This is a genomic window from Amycolatopsis sp. (genome assembly GCF_025464955.1).
Taxonomy (GTDB): Bacteria; Actinomycetota; Actinomycetes; order Mycobacteriales; family Pseudonocardiaceae; genus Amycolatopsis.
This window is the reverse complement of record NZ_JAODNM010000083.1, coordinates 1-16,245: the sequence shown is the minus strand read 5'-3', so window position 1 is coordinate 16,245 and position 16,245 is coordinate 1. Positions and strand designations below refer to the sequence as shown.

General features: G+C 65.8%; 20 protein-coding genes and 1 pseudogene. 8 read left to right on the top strand and 13 right to left on the bottom strand.

The window, feature by feature from the left end:
• Positions 1-80: 80 nt before the first annotated feature.
• The gene (locus JWQ81_RS18715; protein WP_297543222.1) at positions 81-794 is read left to right on the top strand and encodes a GntR family transcriptional regulator; all 714 of its coding nucleotides are present in this window, start codon (positions 81-83) and stop codon (positions 792-794) included.
• Here the strand turns inward: JWQ81_RS18715 and JWQ81_RS18710 are convergent.
• The 7 genes from JWQ81_RS18710 to rpmB all read right to left on the bottom strand — a co-directional run bounded on the left by JWQ81_RS18710 (position 791) and on the right by rpmB (position 4,022).
• Positions 791-1,213 (bottom strand): hypothetical protein, encoded by a 423-nt coding sequence (locus JWQ81_RS18710; protein WP_297543221.1) that lies wholly within the window; start codon positions 1,211-1,213, stop codon positions 791-793. The genes JWQ81_RS18715 and JWQ81_RS18710 overlap by 4 nt on opposite strands.
• A gap of 127 nt (positions 1,214-1,340) precedes the next feature.
• Positions 1,341-2,555: a uroporphyrinogen-III C-methyltransferase gene (gene cobA / locus JWQ81_RS18705; RefSeq protein WP_297543219.1), complete on the bottom strand. Its 1,215-nt coding sequence runs from the start codon at positions 2,553-2,555 to the stop codon at positions 1,341-1,343.
• A gap of 27 nt (positions 2,556-2,582) precedes the next feature.
• Positions 2,583-2,990: an ankyrin repeat domain-containing protein gene (locus JWQ81_RS18700; RefSeq protein WP_297543217.1), complete on the bottom strand. Its 408-nt coding sequence runs from the start codon at positions 2,988-2,990 to the stop codon at positions 2,583-2,585.
• A 78-nt stretch (positions 2,991-3,068) separates the two neighbouring features.
• Entirely contained in the window at positions 3,069-3,317 is a 249-nt protein-coding gene (gene rpsR / locus JWQ81_RS18695; RefSeq protein ID WP_297543215.1) for a 30S ribosomal protein S18, read from the bottom strand.
• Positions 3,314-3,619 carry a 30S ribosomal protein S14 gene (gene rpsN, locus JWQ81_RS18690; protein ID WP_297543213.1) on the bottom strand — a complete coding sequence of 102 codons (306 nt, stop codon included), beginning with the start codon at positions 3,617-3,619 and terminating at the stop codon, positions 3,314-3,316. The genes rpsR and rpsN overlap by 4 nt, the downstream gene beginning before the upstream one ends.
• On the bottom strand, positions 3,619-3,786 hold the full coding sequence (gene rpmG, locus JWQ81_RS18685) for a 50S ribosomal protein L33 (RefSeq protein WP_297543210.1): 168 nt from the start codon (positions 3,784-3,786) through the stop codon (positions 3,619-3,621). The genes rpsN and rpmG overlap by 1 nt, the downstream gene beginning before the upstream one ends.
• A complete protein-coding gene (gene rpmB / locus JWQ81_RS18680; RefSeq protein ID WP_297543208.1) occupies positions 3,786-4,022 on the bottom strand; it encodes a 50S ribosomal protein L28 in 237 nt (78 codons plus the stop codon). The genes rpmG and rpmB overlap by 1 nt, the downstream gene beginning before the upstream one ends.
• Before the next feature lie 49 nt (positions 4,023-4,071).
• Between rpmB and JWQ81_RS18675 the strand changes: the two genes are divergently transcribed.
• The 7 genes from JWQ81_RS18675 to JWQ81_RS18645 all read left to right on the top strand — a co-directional run bounded on the left by JWQ81_RS18675 (position 4,072) and on the right by JWQ81_RS18645 (position 9,510).
• Positions 4,072-5,322, top strand: a complete 1,251-nt coding sequence (locus tag JWQ81_RS18675; protein ID WP_297543206.1) for a GTP-binding protein — start codon at positions 4,072-4,074, stop codon at positions 5,320-5,322.
• Complete coding sequence (locus JWQ81_RS18670; RefSeq protein WP_297543204.1) at positions 5,319-5,573, top strand: type B 50S ribosomal protein L31; 255 nt, start codon at positions 5,319-5,321, stop codon at positions 5,571-5,573. Before JWQ81_RS18675 ends, JWQ81_RS18670 begins: the two co-directional genes overlap by 4 nt.
• On the top strand, positions 5,573-5,731 hold the full coding sequence (gene rpmF / locus JWQ81_RS18665; RefSeq protein ID WP_297543202.1) for a 50S ribosomal protein L32: 159 nt from the start codon (positions 5,573-5,575) through the stop codon (positions 5,729-5,731). Before JWQ81_RS18670 ends, rpmF begins: the two co-directional genes overlap by 1 nt.
• A complete protein-coding gene (locus JWQ81_RS18660) occupies positions 5,728-6,837 on the top strand; it encodes a GTP-binding protein (protein WP_297543200.1) in 1,110 nt (369 codons plus the stop codon). The genes rpmF and JWQ81_RS18660 overlap by 4 nt, the downstream gene beginning before the upstream one ends.
• Positions 6,838-6,919: 82 nt before the next feature.
• The gene (locus JWQ81_RS18655) at positions 6,920-8,113 is read left to right on the top strand and encodes a recombinase family protein (RefSeq protein WP_297543198.1); all 1,194 of its coding nucleotides are present in this window, start codon (positions 6,920-6,922) and stop codon (positions 8,111-8,113) included.
• Positions 8,056-8,481: a hypothetical protein gene (locus JWQ81_RS18650; protein WP_297543196.1), complete on the top strand. Its 426-nt coding sequence runs from the start codon at positions 8,056-8,058 to the stop codon at positions 8,479-8,481. Before JWQ81_RS18655 ends, JWQ81_RS18650 begins: the two co-directional genes overlap by 58 nt.
• 210 nt (positions 8,482-8,691) lie before the next feature.
• Positions 8,692-9,510, top strand: a complete 819-nt coding sequence (locus JWQ81_RS18645; RefSeq protein WP_297543194.1) for a hypothetical protein — start codon at positions 8,692-8,694, stop codon at positions 9,508-9,510.
• Between the two features lie 7 nt (positions 9,511-9,517).
• On the opposite strand, the gene JWQ81_RS18640 is transcribed toward JWQ81_RS18645, so the two are convergent.
• From JWQ81_RS18640 to JWQ81_RS18615, 6 genes and pseudogenes are all read right to left on the bottom strand, one after another.
• The gene (locus JWQ81_RS18640) at positions 9,518-11,509 is read right to left on the bottom strand and encodes a hypothetical protein (RefSeq protein ID WP_297543193.1); all 1,992 of its coding nucleotides are present in this window, start codon (positions 11,507-11,509) and stop codon (positions 9,518-9,520) included.
• Between the two features lie 642 nt (positions 11,510-12,151).
• The gene (locus JWQ81_RS18635; protein WP_297543191.1) at positions 12,152-14,338 is read right to left on the bottom strand and encodes a cell division protein FtsK; all 2,187 of its coding nucleotides are present in this window, start codon (positions 14,336-14,338) and stop codon (positions 12,152-12,154) included.
• Positions 14,335-15,158, bottom strand: a pseudogene (locus JWQ81_RS18630) (hypothetical protein). The gene JWQ81_RS18635 and the pseudogene JWQ81_RS18630 overlap by 4 nt, the downstream one beginning before the upstream one ends.
• Positions 15,155-15,490, bottom strand: coding sequence for a hypothetical protein (locus JWQ81_RS18625; RefSeq protein WP_297543189.1), 336 nt, complete (start codon positions 15,488-15,490; stop codon positions 15,155-15,157). The pseudogene JWQ81_RS18630 and the gene JWQ81_RS18625 overlap by 4 nt, the downstream one beginning before the upstream one ends.
• Positions 15,487-15,765 carry a WhiB family transcriptional regulator gene (locus JWQ81_RS18620; RefSeq protein ID WP_366942313.1) on the bottom strand — a complete coding sequence of 93 codons (279 nt, stop codon included), beginning with the start codon at positions 15,763-15,765 and terminating at the stop codon, positions 15,487-15,489. Before JWQ81_RS18620 ends, JWQ81_RS18625 begins: the two co-directional genes overlap by 4 nt.
• Positions 15,766-15,818: 53 nt before the next feature.
• Positions 15,819-16,040 (bottom strand): helix-turn-helix domain-containing protein, encoded by a 222-nt coding sequence (locus tag JWQ81_RS18615; protein WP_297543185.1) that lies wholly within the window; start codon positions 16,038-16,040, stop codon positions 15,819-15,821.
• Positions 16,041-16,245 lie beyond the last annotated feature (205 nt).

Sequence of the window (16,245 nt, the reverse complement as noted above, 5' to 3'; positions counted from 1 at the left end):
TGCTAAATTAGCTTATTGAATCCAGCATGCGCCATGTCGCACCCCAAGACAAGGCCAACCGGGCACCTAGGATCGGACCCATGAGCGAGAACGAGACGCCACCGGCCGCCACCTCCCTGAGCGATCGGCTGGTCGACGAGTTGCAGCGCCGGATCTTCAGCGGCGAGATCCCGGTCGGCAGCTGGCTGCGTCACGAGACCCTCGCGCAGGAGTTCGGTGTCAGCCGGACACCGGTCCGCGAGGCGCTGCGGGTACTGGGCGCGCAGGACGTCGTGACGATCGTCCAGAACCGCGGCGCCCGCGTGAACGGCCACTCCGGCCGCGACATCCGGGAGCTGGGCGCGGTCAGGGCGGAGCTGGAGGGGCTGGCCGCCGAGCTGGCCGCCGGTCACATCGACGACCGGCAGCTGGAGCGGCTGAAGTCGGCGTGGCAGCACTACGAAGATCACTTCCTTCCCGCCGACGACCAGGCCGCGCCGGCACTGCCGGAGGACGCGGGACGGCAGTGGGCCGAGGCCAACGACGCGTTCCACTCCGTGATCCTGGAGGCCTCCGGCAACCGCCAGTTGGCCATCAGCATCGCCGACGTCGGCCGTCGCCTGCCCCGGAATTCCGCCTACGCCGCATACGCCGGGAACTCCCGGCTGCTCCGCAAGAACCACCTGGAGCACAAGGCCATCGCCGACGCGGTCACGCAGGGGGACGTCCGACGCGCCCGGACGGCCATGAGGCAGCACATCCGGTCTTCCGCCGAGGCGATGGCGCGCTGGATCGAGGACCAGCAAGGCGCCTAGGAGTCCGCTGCGCCGTCGACGCTGAAGTCCCCGCGTCCGTTGTGCTGCCATGGCTGTTCGGTGCTGCTCGGCGACGCCTCGAGCAGCTCGATGATGAAGTGCTCGACGGTTTCGTCGCGCAGGTTGCGCACGCGGTGCGGGGTCAGCGGCCGGTCCGTCCCGACCGTCTTCGCCATGACGAACCCCGGTTCGGCGTGCTGGGCCATGCCCCACTTACCCTCGCCGTACTCCTGCGGCAGGTACTGCTGGCCCTGGACGCTGCCGGACCACGGCCAGATGATGACGTGGTCGTGGTGGTGCTCGTGGAAGGCGAACTCCTCGTGGGGACCCAGGGTCATGGACCACACACGGACGCGGTCGTTCTCGAAGAGCAGTGTGTCGCCGGGGTTGGGGCTGAAGTCGCGCTTGGCCATTTCCATTGTTCGTCTTCCCTCCTCAGGGGGCGCGCACATCTTGAAGCATGGCCTTAGTATGCAAAACCACGATATTGGATGCAATAGCTGGCAAGATAGCCTTCGATCCTCGACGAGGCCGGCGGAAGTCCGACTAGCCCGCGAGCCCCGCGACCGGGCCGATGACGATGACGGCCGGCGGGCGGACGGCAGCGGCTTTCGCTTCGGCCGCGACGGAGTCCAATGTGGACCGCAGGACGCGCTCGGTGCGCATGGTCCCGTCCTCGATGATCGCCACCGGGGTGTCGCCGGGGCGGCCGCCGTCGAGCAGCGCGGCGGCGAACTCCTCGAGCCGTTCGACGCCCATCATCAGCACGATCGTGCCGCGCAGACGACCCAGCGCCGGCCAGTCCACGAGCGACTTCTCGTGCCCGGGCGCCACATGCCCCGACACGACGACGACCTCGTGCGCGACGCCGCGGTGCGTCACCGGCACGTCGGCCACCGCGGGAACGGCGAAGGCGCTGGTGATTCCGGGGACCATGGTCACCGGGACGCCGGCCTCGACACAGGCGAGGAACTCCTCGAAACCGCGCCCGAACAGGTACGGGTCACCGCCCTTGAGCCGGACGACGAACTTCCCGGCCTTGGCGTGTTCGATGATCGTGGCGTTGATCACTTCCTGGCTCGCGGCACGCCCGTAGGGGATCTTCGCGGCGTCGACGATCTCGACCTCGGGCGCCAGCTCGTCCAGCAGCTCACGGGGGGCCAAGCGGTCGACCACGACGACGTCCGCGCGCGCCAGCAGCCGGCGGCCGCGGACGGTGATCAGTTCGGGGTCACCCGGTCCCCCGCCGACCAGCGCGACTCCGGGCAGCTCGTCGACCTTCGGCACCCGCCCGTCCTCGACGACTCCGGCGCGCAGGCCGTCGAGGATGCTGTCGCGGACCGCGGCCGAGCGCAGCGGCTCTCCGCCCGAGAGGACACCGACGAGCAGCCCGCCGTGACGTCCGGAAGCCGGTGTCACCGCGCTGCCGTCGGTGCCGGAGTCCGCGCGAACGCAGAACACCCTGGCCCGCTCGCCCTCGGCACACACGGCGGCGTTGACCTCGGCGTCATCGGTGCAGGCCAGCGCGTACCAGGCACCTTCGAGATCGCCATCGGCGTACTCGCGCCGGTGCCACACGATCTCGCCGGAGTCGACCATCCCGCTGACCGAAGGCGTGGTCTCCGGTGAGATCACCTCGACCAGCGCACCGGCCCCGACCAGGCGGGGAAGCCTGCGCTGGGCGACCGTGCCGCCGCCGACCATGACGACGCGCCGGCCGGAGAGATCGAGGCCGGAGAGGTAGTGGGGGTCATCAGGCATGCCGACAAGCATGCCTAACGGGCGTGCTCAGCGCTCGAGCAGGGCCAGCAGCTCGGTGTTGCCGAACATGGCAGCGGTCTCGATCGCGGACGGGCTCCCGACTGACGGGTCGGCGCCGGCGTCGAGCAATGCCTTGACGACGTCGGGTTCGCTCTTGAACACCGCGCCGGCCAGCGGGCTCTGGCCGCGGTCGTTGAGCCGGTCCGGCTCCGCACCACGCTTGAGCAGCGCGGCGACGGTTTCGGGGTGCCCGTGGTAAGCCGCGAGCATCAGGAGCGTGTCGCCCCGGTCGTTGGTGAGGTTGGCCGGGATACCGGCGTCGACGTAAGCGGCGAGGCTCTCGGTCTCACCCGTGCGGGCGAACCCGAACACCTTGGCCCACAGCTCGATCAGTTCCGGGTCGTTCTCGGGTGCGGCCTCCGCGCTTTCGCTCATACGCCCAGTTTGCCACTCGTGAGCGTTGCGGCCGGTTAGTACCGGGTTAGTACCGGCCGCAACGCTCACGAGTCCTCGTCAGCGCCCGGTGCTCGAGTAAGGCAGCAAGGCCATCTCGCGGGCGTTCTTGATCGCCGTGGCGACCTGCTTCTGTTGTTGCGGGGTGAGCCCGGTGACGCGGCGGGCGCGGATCTTGCCGCGGTCGGAGATGAACTTGCGCAGCAGGTTCACGTCCTTCCAGTCCACTTCGGACACCCCCTCGGCGGCGAGCAGGTTGCGCTTCTTCTTGCCAGGGCGGTCCCGGATCGGCTTGGCCATGCGCGTCACCAGCTCGACTTCGACACGCCGGGCAGTTCGCCATTGTGCGCCATCTGACGCATGCGGACCCGCGACAGGCCGAACTTGCGCAGGTAGCCGCGAGGACGTCCGTCGGCGACGTCGCGGTTGCGCACGCGTGTCGGGCTGGCGTCCCGGGGCAGGGACTGCAGGGCGGACACCGCGGCGGCCTTCTGCTCGGGCGACGACTTCGGCGAGACCACGGCGGCCTTCAGTTCCGCGCGTCGAGCGGCGTGGCGGGCGACGACGGCCTTGCGCTGCTCGTTCTTCGCGATCTTCGACTGCTTGGCCATCAGCGGTCCTCCTTGAACTCGACGTGCTTGCGCGCGACCGGGTCGTACTTGCGCAGGACCATCCGGTCCGGGTCGTTGCGGCGGTTCTTCTTCGTCACGTAGGTGTAGCCGGTCCCCGCGGTGGACCGCAGTTTGATGATCGGCCGGACGTCGTTGCTCTTGGCCACTACAGCTTCACTCCCCTGGCGCGCAGTTCGGCGGCGACCGCCTCGATCCCGCGCTTGTCGATCGTCTTCATGCCCTTGACCGAGACCCGCAGCCGGATCCAGCGCCCTTCACTGGGCAGCCAGTACCGGTGGATCTGCAGGTTCGGCTCCCAGCGCCGCGAAGTGCGCCGGTGCGAGTGCGAGACCTGTTTGCCATAGCCCGGTTTGCGGCCGGTGACCTGACACACGGCGGACACGCGCCCTCCCAAGTTGGTATTGGTTTTCGTTTTCATTTACTCTACACAGATGACCCAACAACGTCCGCGCGTGCCCTTATTCCTCATCACCGGCCTCGGACCGGGACCCAACAGCGCACTCGCGGAGAAGTTCCGGACGGGTGCGCCAGGTACCGCGGTGGTCCACCACGACCTGCGCGAGATCACCTCCGGCATCGTCCGGCGCCGGATCCAGCTCGGCCCGCGCGACCAGCTGACCGTGCTGGAACTCGCCCACGGCTGCGTGTCCTGCACCCTGCGCGAGGACCTCCTGCCGCTGCTGCGCAAGCTCGCCCGGATGCCGCAGGTGGAGCGCATCGTCCTGCGGCTCGACGAGGCGATGGAACCCGAGCCGGTCAGCTGGGCGATCCGGAACGTCCTCGTCGGCGACCACCCCGTGTGCCAGGACGTCGACCTGCGCGCGGTGTTCACGGTCGTCGACTGCGAAAGCTGGCTCGCCGACACCACAGGCGACGAGACGCTCGCCGAACGCGGCATGCGCGCGAGCCCCGAGGACGACCGCACGATCGCCCAGGTCGCGCTGGCTCAGGTCGAGTTCGCCGACGTGCTCGTCCTCGCCGGTTCGGCGACGGACGCTTGGAGCGCCGCGAAGGCGTCAGCGATCCTCGACCGGGTCGCCCCCTCGATCCCCCGCGTCGAACTCTCCGCCGTCGACGCCTGTGCGCTGGTGGCCACCGTGCCCACCGACGCGCGCCGGGGCGAGGTCACCGACATGCACGGCCCACTGCTGCGCGGCCAACCGCCGCTGCACGCCGACTGCGGCATCGCGCTGCTCACCTTCACCGCCCAGCGGCCGTTCCACCCCGAACGGCTGCACGACGCGATCGACGTGCTGCTCGACGGCGTCGTCCGGACTCGCGGGCGCGCCTGGGTCGCCAGCCAGTCGGACATGGCGCTGTGGATCGAGTCAGCCGGCGGCGGCTTGGGTATCGGGCACGCCGGGCCGTGGCTCGACGCGCCGGGCGGCCCGGACTGGGCCGCCGTCTCGGCCGAGCGCCGCACGCTGGCCTCCCTGCGCTGGGATCCCGTTTTCGGCGACCGCGCGCAGGAAATCGTCGTCGTCACCGACCAGGCGTCGCCCGAAGAAGTCGACGCTGCCTTGCGCGGCGCGCTGCTGACCGACGCTGAACTCGCCGCAGGCCCGAAAGCCTGGCTCGCCTACCCGGACCCGTTCGGCGAATGGCACGAAGAACCGTGCGAAGACACCGAAGTGACGCCGGAAGGCGTGTACTTCGCCAACCGAAAGGACGAAACCCCGTGAAATCCGGTATCCACCCCGACTACCACCCTGTGGTGTTCAAGGACTCTTCGACCGGAGACGCGTTCCTCACCCGCTCCACCGCGACGTCCGACCGGACCATCGAGTGGACCGACGGGCACACCTACCCGCTCGTGCAGGTCGACATCAGTTCGTGGTCGCACCCGTTCTGGACGGGCAACCAGCGCGTGCTCGACACCGCCGGTCAGGTCGAGAAGTTCCACCGCCGCTACGGAAAGCGAGGCTCGAAGTAATGGCCGTCCCCAAGCGGAAGACGTCGCGCAGCAACACCCGGTCGCGCCGGTCGCAGTGGAAGGCCGCGGTGCCCGACCTGGTCCCGATCAAGGTCGACGGCAAGGAGCTGCTGGTCCCGCGCAGACTGGTCAACCACTTCCAGCGGCTGGCCCGATGACGCTGGGAGTCACCGTGCTGTCGGGGTTCCTCGGCGCGGGCAAGACGACGCTGCTCAACCACATCCTCGCCAACCGCGAACGTCTGCGGGTGGCGGTGATCGTCAACGACATGAGCGAGGTCAACATCGACGCCGCGCTCGTGGCGGGCGGGTCCAGCCTGTCCCGTACCGAGGAGCGGCTCGTCGAGATGACCAACGGCTGCATCTGCTGCACGCTCCGGGACGACCTGCTGCAAGAGGTCGACAGGCTGTGCCGCGACGGGCGGTTCGACTACCTGCTCATCGAATCGAGCGGGATTTCGGAACCGATGCCGGTCGCCGCGACGTTCTCGTTCGCCCGCGACGACGGCGCCGCCCTGCTCGGATCCGCCCGGCTGGACACCATGGTGACCGTCGTCGACGCGGTGAACTTCGGGCGGGAGCTCGCGGTCGGCGACTCGCTGTCGGAGCGGTCGCTCGACCAGTACGAGGGTGACGAACGGACCATCAGCGACCTGCTGATCGACCAGGTCGAGTTCGCGGATGTGCTGGTGCTCAACAAGTCCGACCTCGTCTCCGCGTTCGAGCTCGACCGGCAGACCGCCGTGCTCCGCCGGCTCAACCCGAGCGCGGAAGTGGTGCCGTCCACCTTCGGCCGCGTGCCGCTGCGCAAGCTGCTCGACACGGGCCGATACGACGTCGACCGTGCCCAGGAGGCACCGGGTTGGGTCGCCGAGCTCAACGGCGACCACGTGCCCGAGACCGAGGAGTACGGCATCTCCAGTGTCGTCTTCCGGGCGGAAACGGCGTTCCACCCGGAGCGGCTGTGGGCGTTCGTGAGTTCCCGTTTGGACACTGGGGAGTTCGGGAACGTCTTGCGGTCGAAGGGTTTCTTCTCCCTGGCGTCACGGCCTGGGGTGACCGGCCTGTGGTCGCAAGCGGGTTCGGTGGCGCGGTTCGAGCCCCAAGGCGTCGGCGAGGTCGCGCGGCAGGAGCTGGTCTTCATCGGCATCGGCCTGGACAAAGCCGCGCTGTCGCAAGCCCTCACCGACTGCCTCACCACCCCCGGCGAACCCCTCGGCGCGGACCCTTTCCCCACCTGGGACGACGTCCACGTGCACGCGTAGGGTCGAAAGACCCTCAAGGCCACCTTGGGTGCGTCCAACGCACCCAAGGCGAACACTCTTCTGTTGACCTACGGTGCTCGGTATGGGTGATGCAGACCAGGGTAGTGCTGGCGAGGGCCTACGGCGGCGGCCGTTGGTGCTGGATTCCTACGGTCGTCTGTCCAAGGTGCCCGAGACTGGCGAGTTGGAGAAGATCGAGGTTCAGCACGCCGACAACCGCAAGGTAATCGAGCGGGCAGGCGGCGTGCTGGGCCTCGAACTTGAGGACGGCCTCTCGGCGTGGAAGCGCACCGTGCGGCGGCCGGGCTGGGCGCGGCTGCTGGAGCGGGTGGCCTCGGGTGAGTCTGATGGGTGCGTGGTGTGGCACACCGACCGTCTCTTCCGCCAACCGCGCGACCTGGAGACGTTGATCGAGCTGGCGGAAAGGGGCTACAAAGTGTACTCCGCGCACGGTTCGCGGGACCTCGCCGACCCCGACGACCGGTTCATCCTGCGGATCGAGGTTGCCCACGCCGCGAGGTCGTCCGATGACACGTCGCGGCGGCTGAAGAAGCGGTTCACCACGTTCCGCGAGCAGGGCCGCACCACCGGTGGGCCGCGCCGGTTCGGGTTCGCGGGCAAGGACCAGACCTGGAAGCCCAGTAAGGGCCAGACCAATGCCGACCGGCCCGAGGTGTCGGCGGAACTGGTGGAAGCCGAACGTGAAGGCATCAGGGACGCGGCGGCCGGGCTGGTATCTGGCGCGCTGTCGGGCGGGGAGGCAGTGGAGATGTGGAACGCCGAGAACCTGCGGACAGCGACCGGGCTGGAGTGGGTCCACGCGTCGATGTCGGCGACGATGAAACGCGTGTCGCTGGGTGGGTATGTCGTGCACGATGGGGAGATCGTGGGTCGGCTGGAAGGTGAGCCAATCTTGGACCAGCGAACCTACGATCGGTTGCAGGCGTTGTTCGCCGGGCGCGCTCGGGGCCGGATCGCTGGTGAGGGGCATGTGAGGACGGGGATTCTGCGGTGCGGGGTGTGTACGCGCAAGTTGACTGCCCGCAAGCAGAAGGACCGTCTCTACAAGGACGGTACGCCAAGGTCAACGTATTTCTGTGCCAAGCAGCGTCGGGGTGCGGTCGGGTATTCATCGACCGCCGGGAGACCGATGAGGAGTTGCTCGCGTTCACCGTGTCGCGGTTGTCCGACGAGCGGCACGCGTCGGAGGTGGCGGCGGTGCGGTCGCAGGTCGCCGAGCGGCTGGAGTCGGTCACCGACGAGATCAACGCGGTGAAGGCATTGCGCGGGAATCTGCTAGCGCGGGTCGGGAAACGCAAGATGACCATGGATGAGTTCGATGTGGCCAACGAGCCGCTGGTCCTCGACCTCGCGTCGCTGGAGGCGCAGGAGAAGGCGCTGGCCGAGCAGATACCGGCCGAGCCTGTGGCGGCGGAGTCGGAGGAGTCGCTGATCGCAGAATGGAACGACGGGGACGTCTCGGCGCGGCGGGGGATGCTGCTCAAGACTCTGGGCCGCAACAAGATGGTGGTGTTCCCCACGGTCCATACCGGCAAGCGGGTGTTCGACAACACGCGGGTGAAGAAGGTGACGCCGAAGGAGTTCGCGGCACTGGCAGAGGCGCACGCCAGCACGGCGGGGTGAGTGGTCCGTTCGGGAAGCCTCCGGGTGCGCAACAGAGGTGCCAAGAAGTTGGTCATCTTCCGGGATGTGCACTCCCGCTTGTTAACCCCGACAATATTTCCGCCTGAGCGAAACCCGGACGAGCGAGAAACCAGTTCAGCGATAGCGGCACCAACGACTACGGTGTAACCCAGCAACAGGCAGAAGCAACGAGCCAAGGACGAGATCACGATGGGTGACCTGAACTTCAGCCAGGGCCATACGCTCCAGATCAGCGTGGGGCCAGGCGCGGCCACCGTGAACCTGACACCCGGCACCGGGGTACACCGATTGGCCGTCACGGTGACCGTGGCCTCAGTCGGGCTGGAGGAAGGGCTGCCGATCCAACTGAGCGGCGACCTGCACATTGAGCTGAACAACGCGAACCGCTGGCTCGGACCACTGCATATCAAGCATGTGACGACTCGCGGATACACGTGCACCGAACAACTGACGTGCAGCCTGAGCGACAGTCAGCTTCGAGCGCTTGAAGCGCTACGGGACGGGAAGGATCTTCCACTGCGTCTACACCTGGACGCGGTGCTCCTCTACCCCGTAGACGGCCTGTATCCAGTCGCGCAAGCGCAAGAGGTGGCCTTGGTGCGGGCCGAGGTGTGGGCACGGCAACTTGCGAGTGTGGGCACGGCGGTCGTGATGGAAGTTCTAGTACCGCTACCGCTCGACGGCAGCGAACTGCGCCGGGCGGTCGGCCGTATCCGCGAAGCCAAGGGACACATCACGGATGGCAAATATGAGGAAGCGGTCATCAAAGGTCGGGCCGCACTCGACTACGTGCGCGAGGTAGTTCCAGCTGATCCGTCGGCACAGAAGACTGTTGCGAAAGTGCGGACACAAGCGCAACGCTGGCGTGTCCTGATCGATGACTTGTACAGCCTGGCGAGCGGTGCCAATCACGACGACGCAGTGACAGAAGACTTCACGTGGAGCCGAGACGATGCCGTCATGATCGTAAGCACGGTGGCCGGACTGTTGGGTCGATTGCCGCGATAATCAGCTACTACTGAGGTCGTGCGTCACGAAGCGCCTTGGCTTCTTCCTGAATCTGATACATGACACTAATCGTCGCGTTTGCCTTCTGCGCCAACCCTAGCGCTTTGTGAGTTTGCCGTTGATCGCGCTTGCTTTCGGCGAGTCCAGTGAAGGCAGTCGCAAGAATATCGATCTGCCGTACAGCCTGCCGTGTCAGTGGCGACCTGCGCCCGGACACGACTATGTCATCAAGGCGCGAGCGCGCAATCTCTAAGAATTCAATAGCCCGATCGATATTTTCCGTATTCTGTGGCTCACTACCAGCGAATCTCATGCAGGCGAAATACAACATTGTGAGCGGAAATGTCACATAGGTTGCCTCATCTTGCTCAGTCCACGATGCGCCGCTCTCAATGAGCCACTTCGCTGTAGTGAAGCCAAGCATGGTGAGTCCGTGAGGAGTCTCGTCAGACTCTAGTGCTGCAAACTCGGCATGCGTAAAGGTCACCGAATGAAGTTCAGAGATATCTAGCGTGACCTCGGTTGCTTCTGGCACGGCACCAAATGCCGCTGGCACCAGGCTTAGGATACCCGCGTCTCGGCGACTGCTATTGTCCTGAAATCGATCAGCGGCAATGGTGATTTGATTGCCTTCACGAGAAACCGCGACGCCATTTAGCCCCGTCATGCCCCCGAGAAGGGCTAGCGTACGAGTTATCTGCAATGCAGTTGGGCGCATCGATACTACGGCGGCACCCACACGCTGATCGCCATGAGCCCAAATCCACGGCAAAATCGTCAACTGGAGCGCAAGAAGGATCTCCTGGAGCGCAACCATCTCTTCGGAGAACTCTGCGTCCGATAGCGCAGTCGTCGTACGGGAAACTTCTCGACTGTCGCGAATCACTCGTTTAGTTGCGATGATTCCACTATCAGTTACTACGATGTCGGCATGTGCGCTAGCGTTGCGATACAGCATGTCAACCGCGCCACTAAGGGGGGCACCCATCTGCTCCAGTTCATTGACGACCTCACCCGCCTTGATTCCGTCGATGACCTCTCGTTCATACGTGCCGTAATCACCACTTCGGCCAGCGCGCGCGGCCACGAGAAGTATTCCACCGAGCTCACGAAGTGCTCCCTCGACAAGCTGCCGATAAATTTCTGCCAGCGAGTTCATTATATGGAAACGGGGAAGACCATACCGCCACTCACGACCGAGCCGTTCAGTCTCGGCGGTAATTCGTTCGACGCCATCCTGAACGCGAGACACCAAAAGTGTAGGGTCTACAAGCCAGGCTGTGGAAGCATCGGCCACGTCGAGGACTGATCGCAGTTTCTTCGCTCGATCAACAAGGATGCCATAATCCACTACTCGGGCACCGGAAGCCAACAAGGGTAGTAGTAGTACGGCATACTGGTCAGGGAGCGTGGCCATGCCGGGGACGTCGACAAAAGCACCACGAACTATCCCGGCGCCATTTGCAATCGACGTGCTCTGCTCTCCAACACTCGCCCATGCAAGCGCCGCCACATCAAGAGAACCATCGGCCTGAAACGGGCCATCGCTGGGCGAGTGCAGGATCAGGTCAATAAGCGCAGCAATCCGCTCAGCGTGTCGCGCCCCAGTGGCAAACGAACGATTCCCATCATCCCGAAGTCGCGATGCCGTGTCAGTATCGGCAGCAACGATCGTCATGGCAATGAAGACCTGGCCACATACTTGCTGTGCGACGGCGCGTGTCAACTCACGATGCACGGCTCGCCATTCTAGAGGCGGCATCGTTTCACGAAGCTCGGTCACAAAGTTGATAGCAGCATCAAGGGTTCCAACAAGTTCGTTGAACGCCGCAATGCAGCCCTTCTCTTCAGGGTCCCACGTACCGGTTTGCATGAGCCGAGCCACAGTTTCATGGCGAGCGCCCAGAGTGTTGAACGCAGGCTGCAGCACGTTGACGAGGTGATCGTCATCTGAGCAAGGCGCGCCGCGGGTGGCGAAAATAAACGGGCCGTCGGTCACGGAATGCATTCGCTCTTCGAGTCGTTTGAGTCTGCCCTTGAAGGATTCCCGACGGCGCCGCACGACATTTCTCACTTCTGCGACTAGGCCTGAGGGTAGCGGACTACTACATGCTGCACATTGTCCAGATAACAAGGGAGTCTGAGTTTCGCCGCATACCGAACAGCTAACTACGAGCGTCAAAGTAACTTTATAAGTTCCAAGTTCCGTCATAAGTTCTTTTCCTGATTCTGCTCTCCCTGCGGACTTCTGAAGGTAGCACTCTTACAGCCCTCAGCCCATCGATTGCAGAGAGAAGCCTCGGCGCTCGCAAGCGCCGAGGCTTCTCTCTGTCCCTACTGCTCGTTGCGTTTTCGGGCGGCGCGGCGTGCGTCGGCCCGTCGCAGGATCGCCCCGACGTCGGCGATCTCCTCCGGCGTGAGCGGGTCCATTGCCGCACAGATCGGTTCCCAATAGGCCCACGACTCCGGTTTGATTCCCTTTGGGCACGGACGCGTCGGTACCGCCGCAGCGTGGGCCGGACCAGGCCCGGCGTCCTTGTCGTGAGTGTGGCGGTGGTCGGCATGAGATTCATGTGTGCCTGCCCTGTCCTGCTGGTGTGAGCTGGTCTCGGCGTCGGTCGCAATGATGCGGGAGGTGTGGTCAGCCGTCACCGATTACCACTTCGCTCCCGGTGTCGTCTCGACCAACGTCGGAGGACACGCGTTCGATGGCAGCCCGGATATCCGCCGTGAGGTAGCCGCGCACCCGGGTTGTTCGCCCGTCCCCGTCTGGGACTCGGTCCCGAGTTGATCGGCAACCGAGGTCGCCCATCTGCCTGCCGAACGACGTCGCTTCAACGCCCAGTTCCTCGACGAGTTCGCTACTCGGCACGAAGTCACGCACATTCTCGTCGAGTTCGTGGCCGAGATAGGCCACCGCCGATGCCAGCGGCTCCGGCAACCGCACCTCCGGCAGTACTGCTGGTGGCGGTTTGCTCGCGCTGCGTCTCGCTCCGACCGCTTTCGCTACCGCCGCGTGGTCGAGCACCGGTATCGTGTCCTGACCGGCGGCGTGCCCAGTTAACGTGTTCGCCGCTTCCCGTAGCGCCCGGCCCTGCTGGCAGATCGTCTGCCAATCCTCGTTCGGCATGTAGTACGTCCGGACCGTCATCGCCAGCACATCGGCCCCGGCTTGAGTGTCGCCGTCCGGGCGGAGCACGCCGACTCCCTTGTGCGACGCGAGCAGGCGGCTGGAGTCGAACCCACGCGTGTTCATTTGCTCGCCCAGCACGATGTTGCTGTCTCGCCAATCCATTACCCGGAGGGCGAATCGCGACCCCAGCACCGCACGGAGTCCGGACGGGATCGTCTTGGAATCCGGCCGCTGCGTGGCGAGCACGAGTACGATGCCAACTGCTGGTCCCTTCTTCGCCAACCATGTCAGCAACTCGCCGATGTAATCGCCAGCGGTGAGCTTCTTACCTTGCACCGCAAAAGGAGTTCGGTCCTCCAACGGCACCTGAACCTCGTCGATGAAGATCGCGGTGATCGGTATGTTCAACGCCCGATCCCGCGACATATCCGGGGTTATCGTCGACTCCGGGCATGTCAGATCGTCCAGATCCCGCATACGCCGGTACCGGCCTTGAACCTCGCCGACCAGCTCAACGAGCCAGTCAATGAGCGCAAAGACGTGTTCGGTCTCGTCACCGGACATGAGCCGGTGCGCGACCAGCCCGGCAGCGTCCCAATCCTTACCTGCCTTGAAATCCGCCACATAGAGCCGCACCCACGCGTCCAGGATCAGCCCGGCGGCCGCAAGCCGGGCCGCGAATGTCTTACCCTGCCTCGGGATGGCACCCACGAGCAACGACGTCCATACCAGCGGGAGATCAATCCGCCGGCCCCGTGCATCCCTTCCGAACGGGATCGGCTGCCACGCATCCCACCGCGACACCCCGAGCAGCGGTGTTCGGAGCGGCGGTGAGGCATAGGGGTCCTCGTCGGCGACCCACATGGACACTCGCCCAGCGTGCCCGCCGTTGCCCCGCACCCGCTCCACGATGAGCTGGACCTCGTCGACGGCGAGAGCAGACGCCAGCGCGTCGCGGTTCTTCACCACGTCGGCTGCCTTGCGGGTAGCGGGCAGGTCGACGACGATCGCCCACCCCTCGCCCATCCGGTGGGCGCGTTCGACCAGCCTCAGAGACTCGTCTTTCCCGATCAGTTTCGCGTCCCGGAAAGCGTCGACGAGGACTTGCGGGTCCATCGTCCACGTCAGCGAGCGCGGACCGGCGAGCGCGGGTTTGCGCCCGGGGCTGCCGTCCTTGCGTCGCCCGAGGATCGCCAGCGCCACGGACACCACCCCTCCAGATATCCAGAGCGGACGGTCACCCCAGACCAGGTCAGCGACCGCGATCGCCATGGCCAGCGCCACCGTGACGGCTCCGGTGACCTTCCACCGGAACAACGTCAGCGCGCGGATCTCGGTGAACTTGTCGGCGAGCTTCTCGGACTCCTCTGCCGCTTGCCTGTAGTCGCCGACCTTGACCCACGTCCGCCAGCACCGAGCACCCGCGACGAGCCCGCGCATGACCGCGCCGAAGTAGCGCCAAGGCGACTTGAGCACGGCCACGGCGGCGTCCTTCCCTGCCTGGCGTGTCAGGGCCTTGCTCTTGAGCGTGGCCGGGACGCGCGGTGAACGCTGCCACCAGTTCATGAACCGCCGTCGCCGTGAGCGAGGACGAGGCTGGGGCAACGTGTCGTCGACCAACTCCCCGTCGAGCACGGGCGAGGCCTTCTCCAACTCCTGCGAACCGGTTGTCGTGTGGCTCTCGTTTCCGTTCATGAGCGGCTCTCCCGTCCGGGAGCGTCGATGTCCACCTCAGCGGCGAGCGTCGCGGCCAATCGAGGTGAGAGCCAGCGCGAACAGCCGGTGACCTGACGAACCCATGCTGGAGTGATCACCACGTCCGGGGTCCACGCGCGACGAGCCTCGGCGAGGTACTCCCCGAACGACGTCCGCCGCGAACGAGACGAGCTGGTCTCGTGAACGGCGGTGTTCACCGTGAACGGCTCGGCGTCGCCGATCGCACCCGCTGGTTCGGTGAACGCGGCGGTCACCGCGTCGGTGAGCTTGTCGCGCAGATCGGTGACCGCCTCGCCGCGGCGAACACGATCAACGGCGGCACCGAGTGCAGCACCACCCCGGCCAGCGTGCCGGCCGAATACGACGACCAGGTGTTCATGACGTACGTCGCGGCCAGAGCAAGCCACTTCGCCGTGCGCACCCAAGAGCCGGTGCGGACCTGGTAGCGAGCGGTGACCTGTTCGGCCCGCAGGATCGCTAGGAGCACTAGCGACACCGTCGGATCGAGTAACCACGCGGAAAACCACGGCAGTGACCACCCCGCTGATCCTGCTGCGGCGAACCACTGGACGTTGGCCATGGTGAACGCCAACCCCAGCGAGATCCCCGCCCAGCAGAGCCGGTCGACCTGGACGCGGACGCGCTCCACTCGCAGGGCGACTACGTCGGGATGGGTCTGGTAGCGGCGGACTTCGGCCGCCTCGGCGGCATCCTGGGCAAGCCGCTGCCCCTTCGTGAGCGGCAGGTGTCGGGCATCCTGCGGACTTGCGCCGTGGTGATCGGCTATCTGTCCGTTCATCGTCGACCACCTCCCCGGCGGGGCGTGGTGGTGTCCATCGAGGTGACCGTCAACGCCTTGGTGAGGACGTGCGCGGCGATCAGGTCCGGGGCGGTGAGGACCACCAGGAGCAACGTCGTGTTGCCCGGGTGGGTGATCACCAGCCACTGAACCCCGACCAGGGCGGCCCCGGCGAGCAGGACCCGCCCGGCGAGCGAGACGACCCGGGCACCGGCCCGCGCCGCGTCGGCCGCTTTGCGAGCCCGACCGGTACCGACCCGCCACACCGCGATGAGAGCAAGCAGCACACCGACCCCGGCGAGGATCTGCACTGCGGTGAGGTTGACTGTCATCGCCGATCACCTCGCTTGAGGGGGTTCCGGCGAGCCATCCACACGGGGTGGATCTGACGCCGGTCGGTGTCGGGGCGTGCGCCCCACACCCCGACCGTGTCCGCGCCAGCCATGCGTAAGTCCAGCTCAAGACACTCATTGATGACCGGGCACCCCGCACACATCCCGGCCGCAAGTTCGCGGTCAGCGGTGTCCAAGCCGGACAGCTCCGGTATCTCGGATCGGTCGAATGCCCAGAAACACAGACCATCCCGGGTGACGACCTCGGCCAGCACGTGGTCAGGGACGGTCGCCAGGTGGTCAAGGTTGGAAACAATATCTTCGTAGTTCACTGGGCACCTCCGCTGGTGCGGGGAGTGCCGTCGGTGGTGTCCAGGAGTCGCTGAAGTGTGGCGGCGGGCACCACGAGGCGGGACCGGCGACGGATGACCGGCAGCACGCCGGTCCTGATCGCACGGTGGATCTGCGAGCGGGTGACGCCCAGAATCCAGGCCGCATCGGTCAGCGAGTAGTACGCCGGGTGATCGTTGGAAGAGATTTGCGTCTTCATGATTTGAGACCCTTTGTTTGAGGAAAGCTGATTTCAGCTAATTATTTGAGCTGATTTAGTCGCATTAAGGCATAGGGATACTCCGAATGCGCGACGCGGTGGCGATAGGCGCCCCGCGGAATCGGTAGAGCGCTAATGTCGGCGCTGAGGCGGACCACGGAGGAATGGGTGTCGGAAGACTGGGCGGCGGTCGCGAAGGCCATCA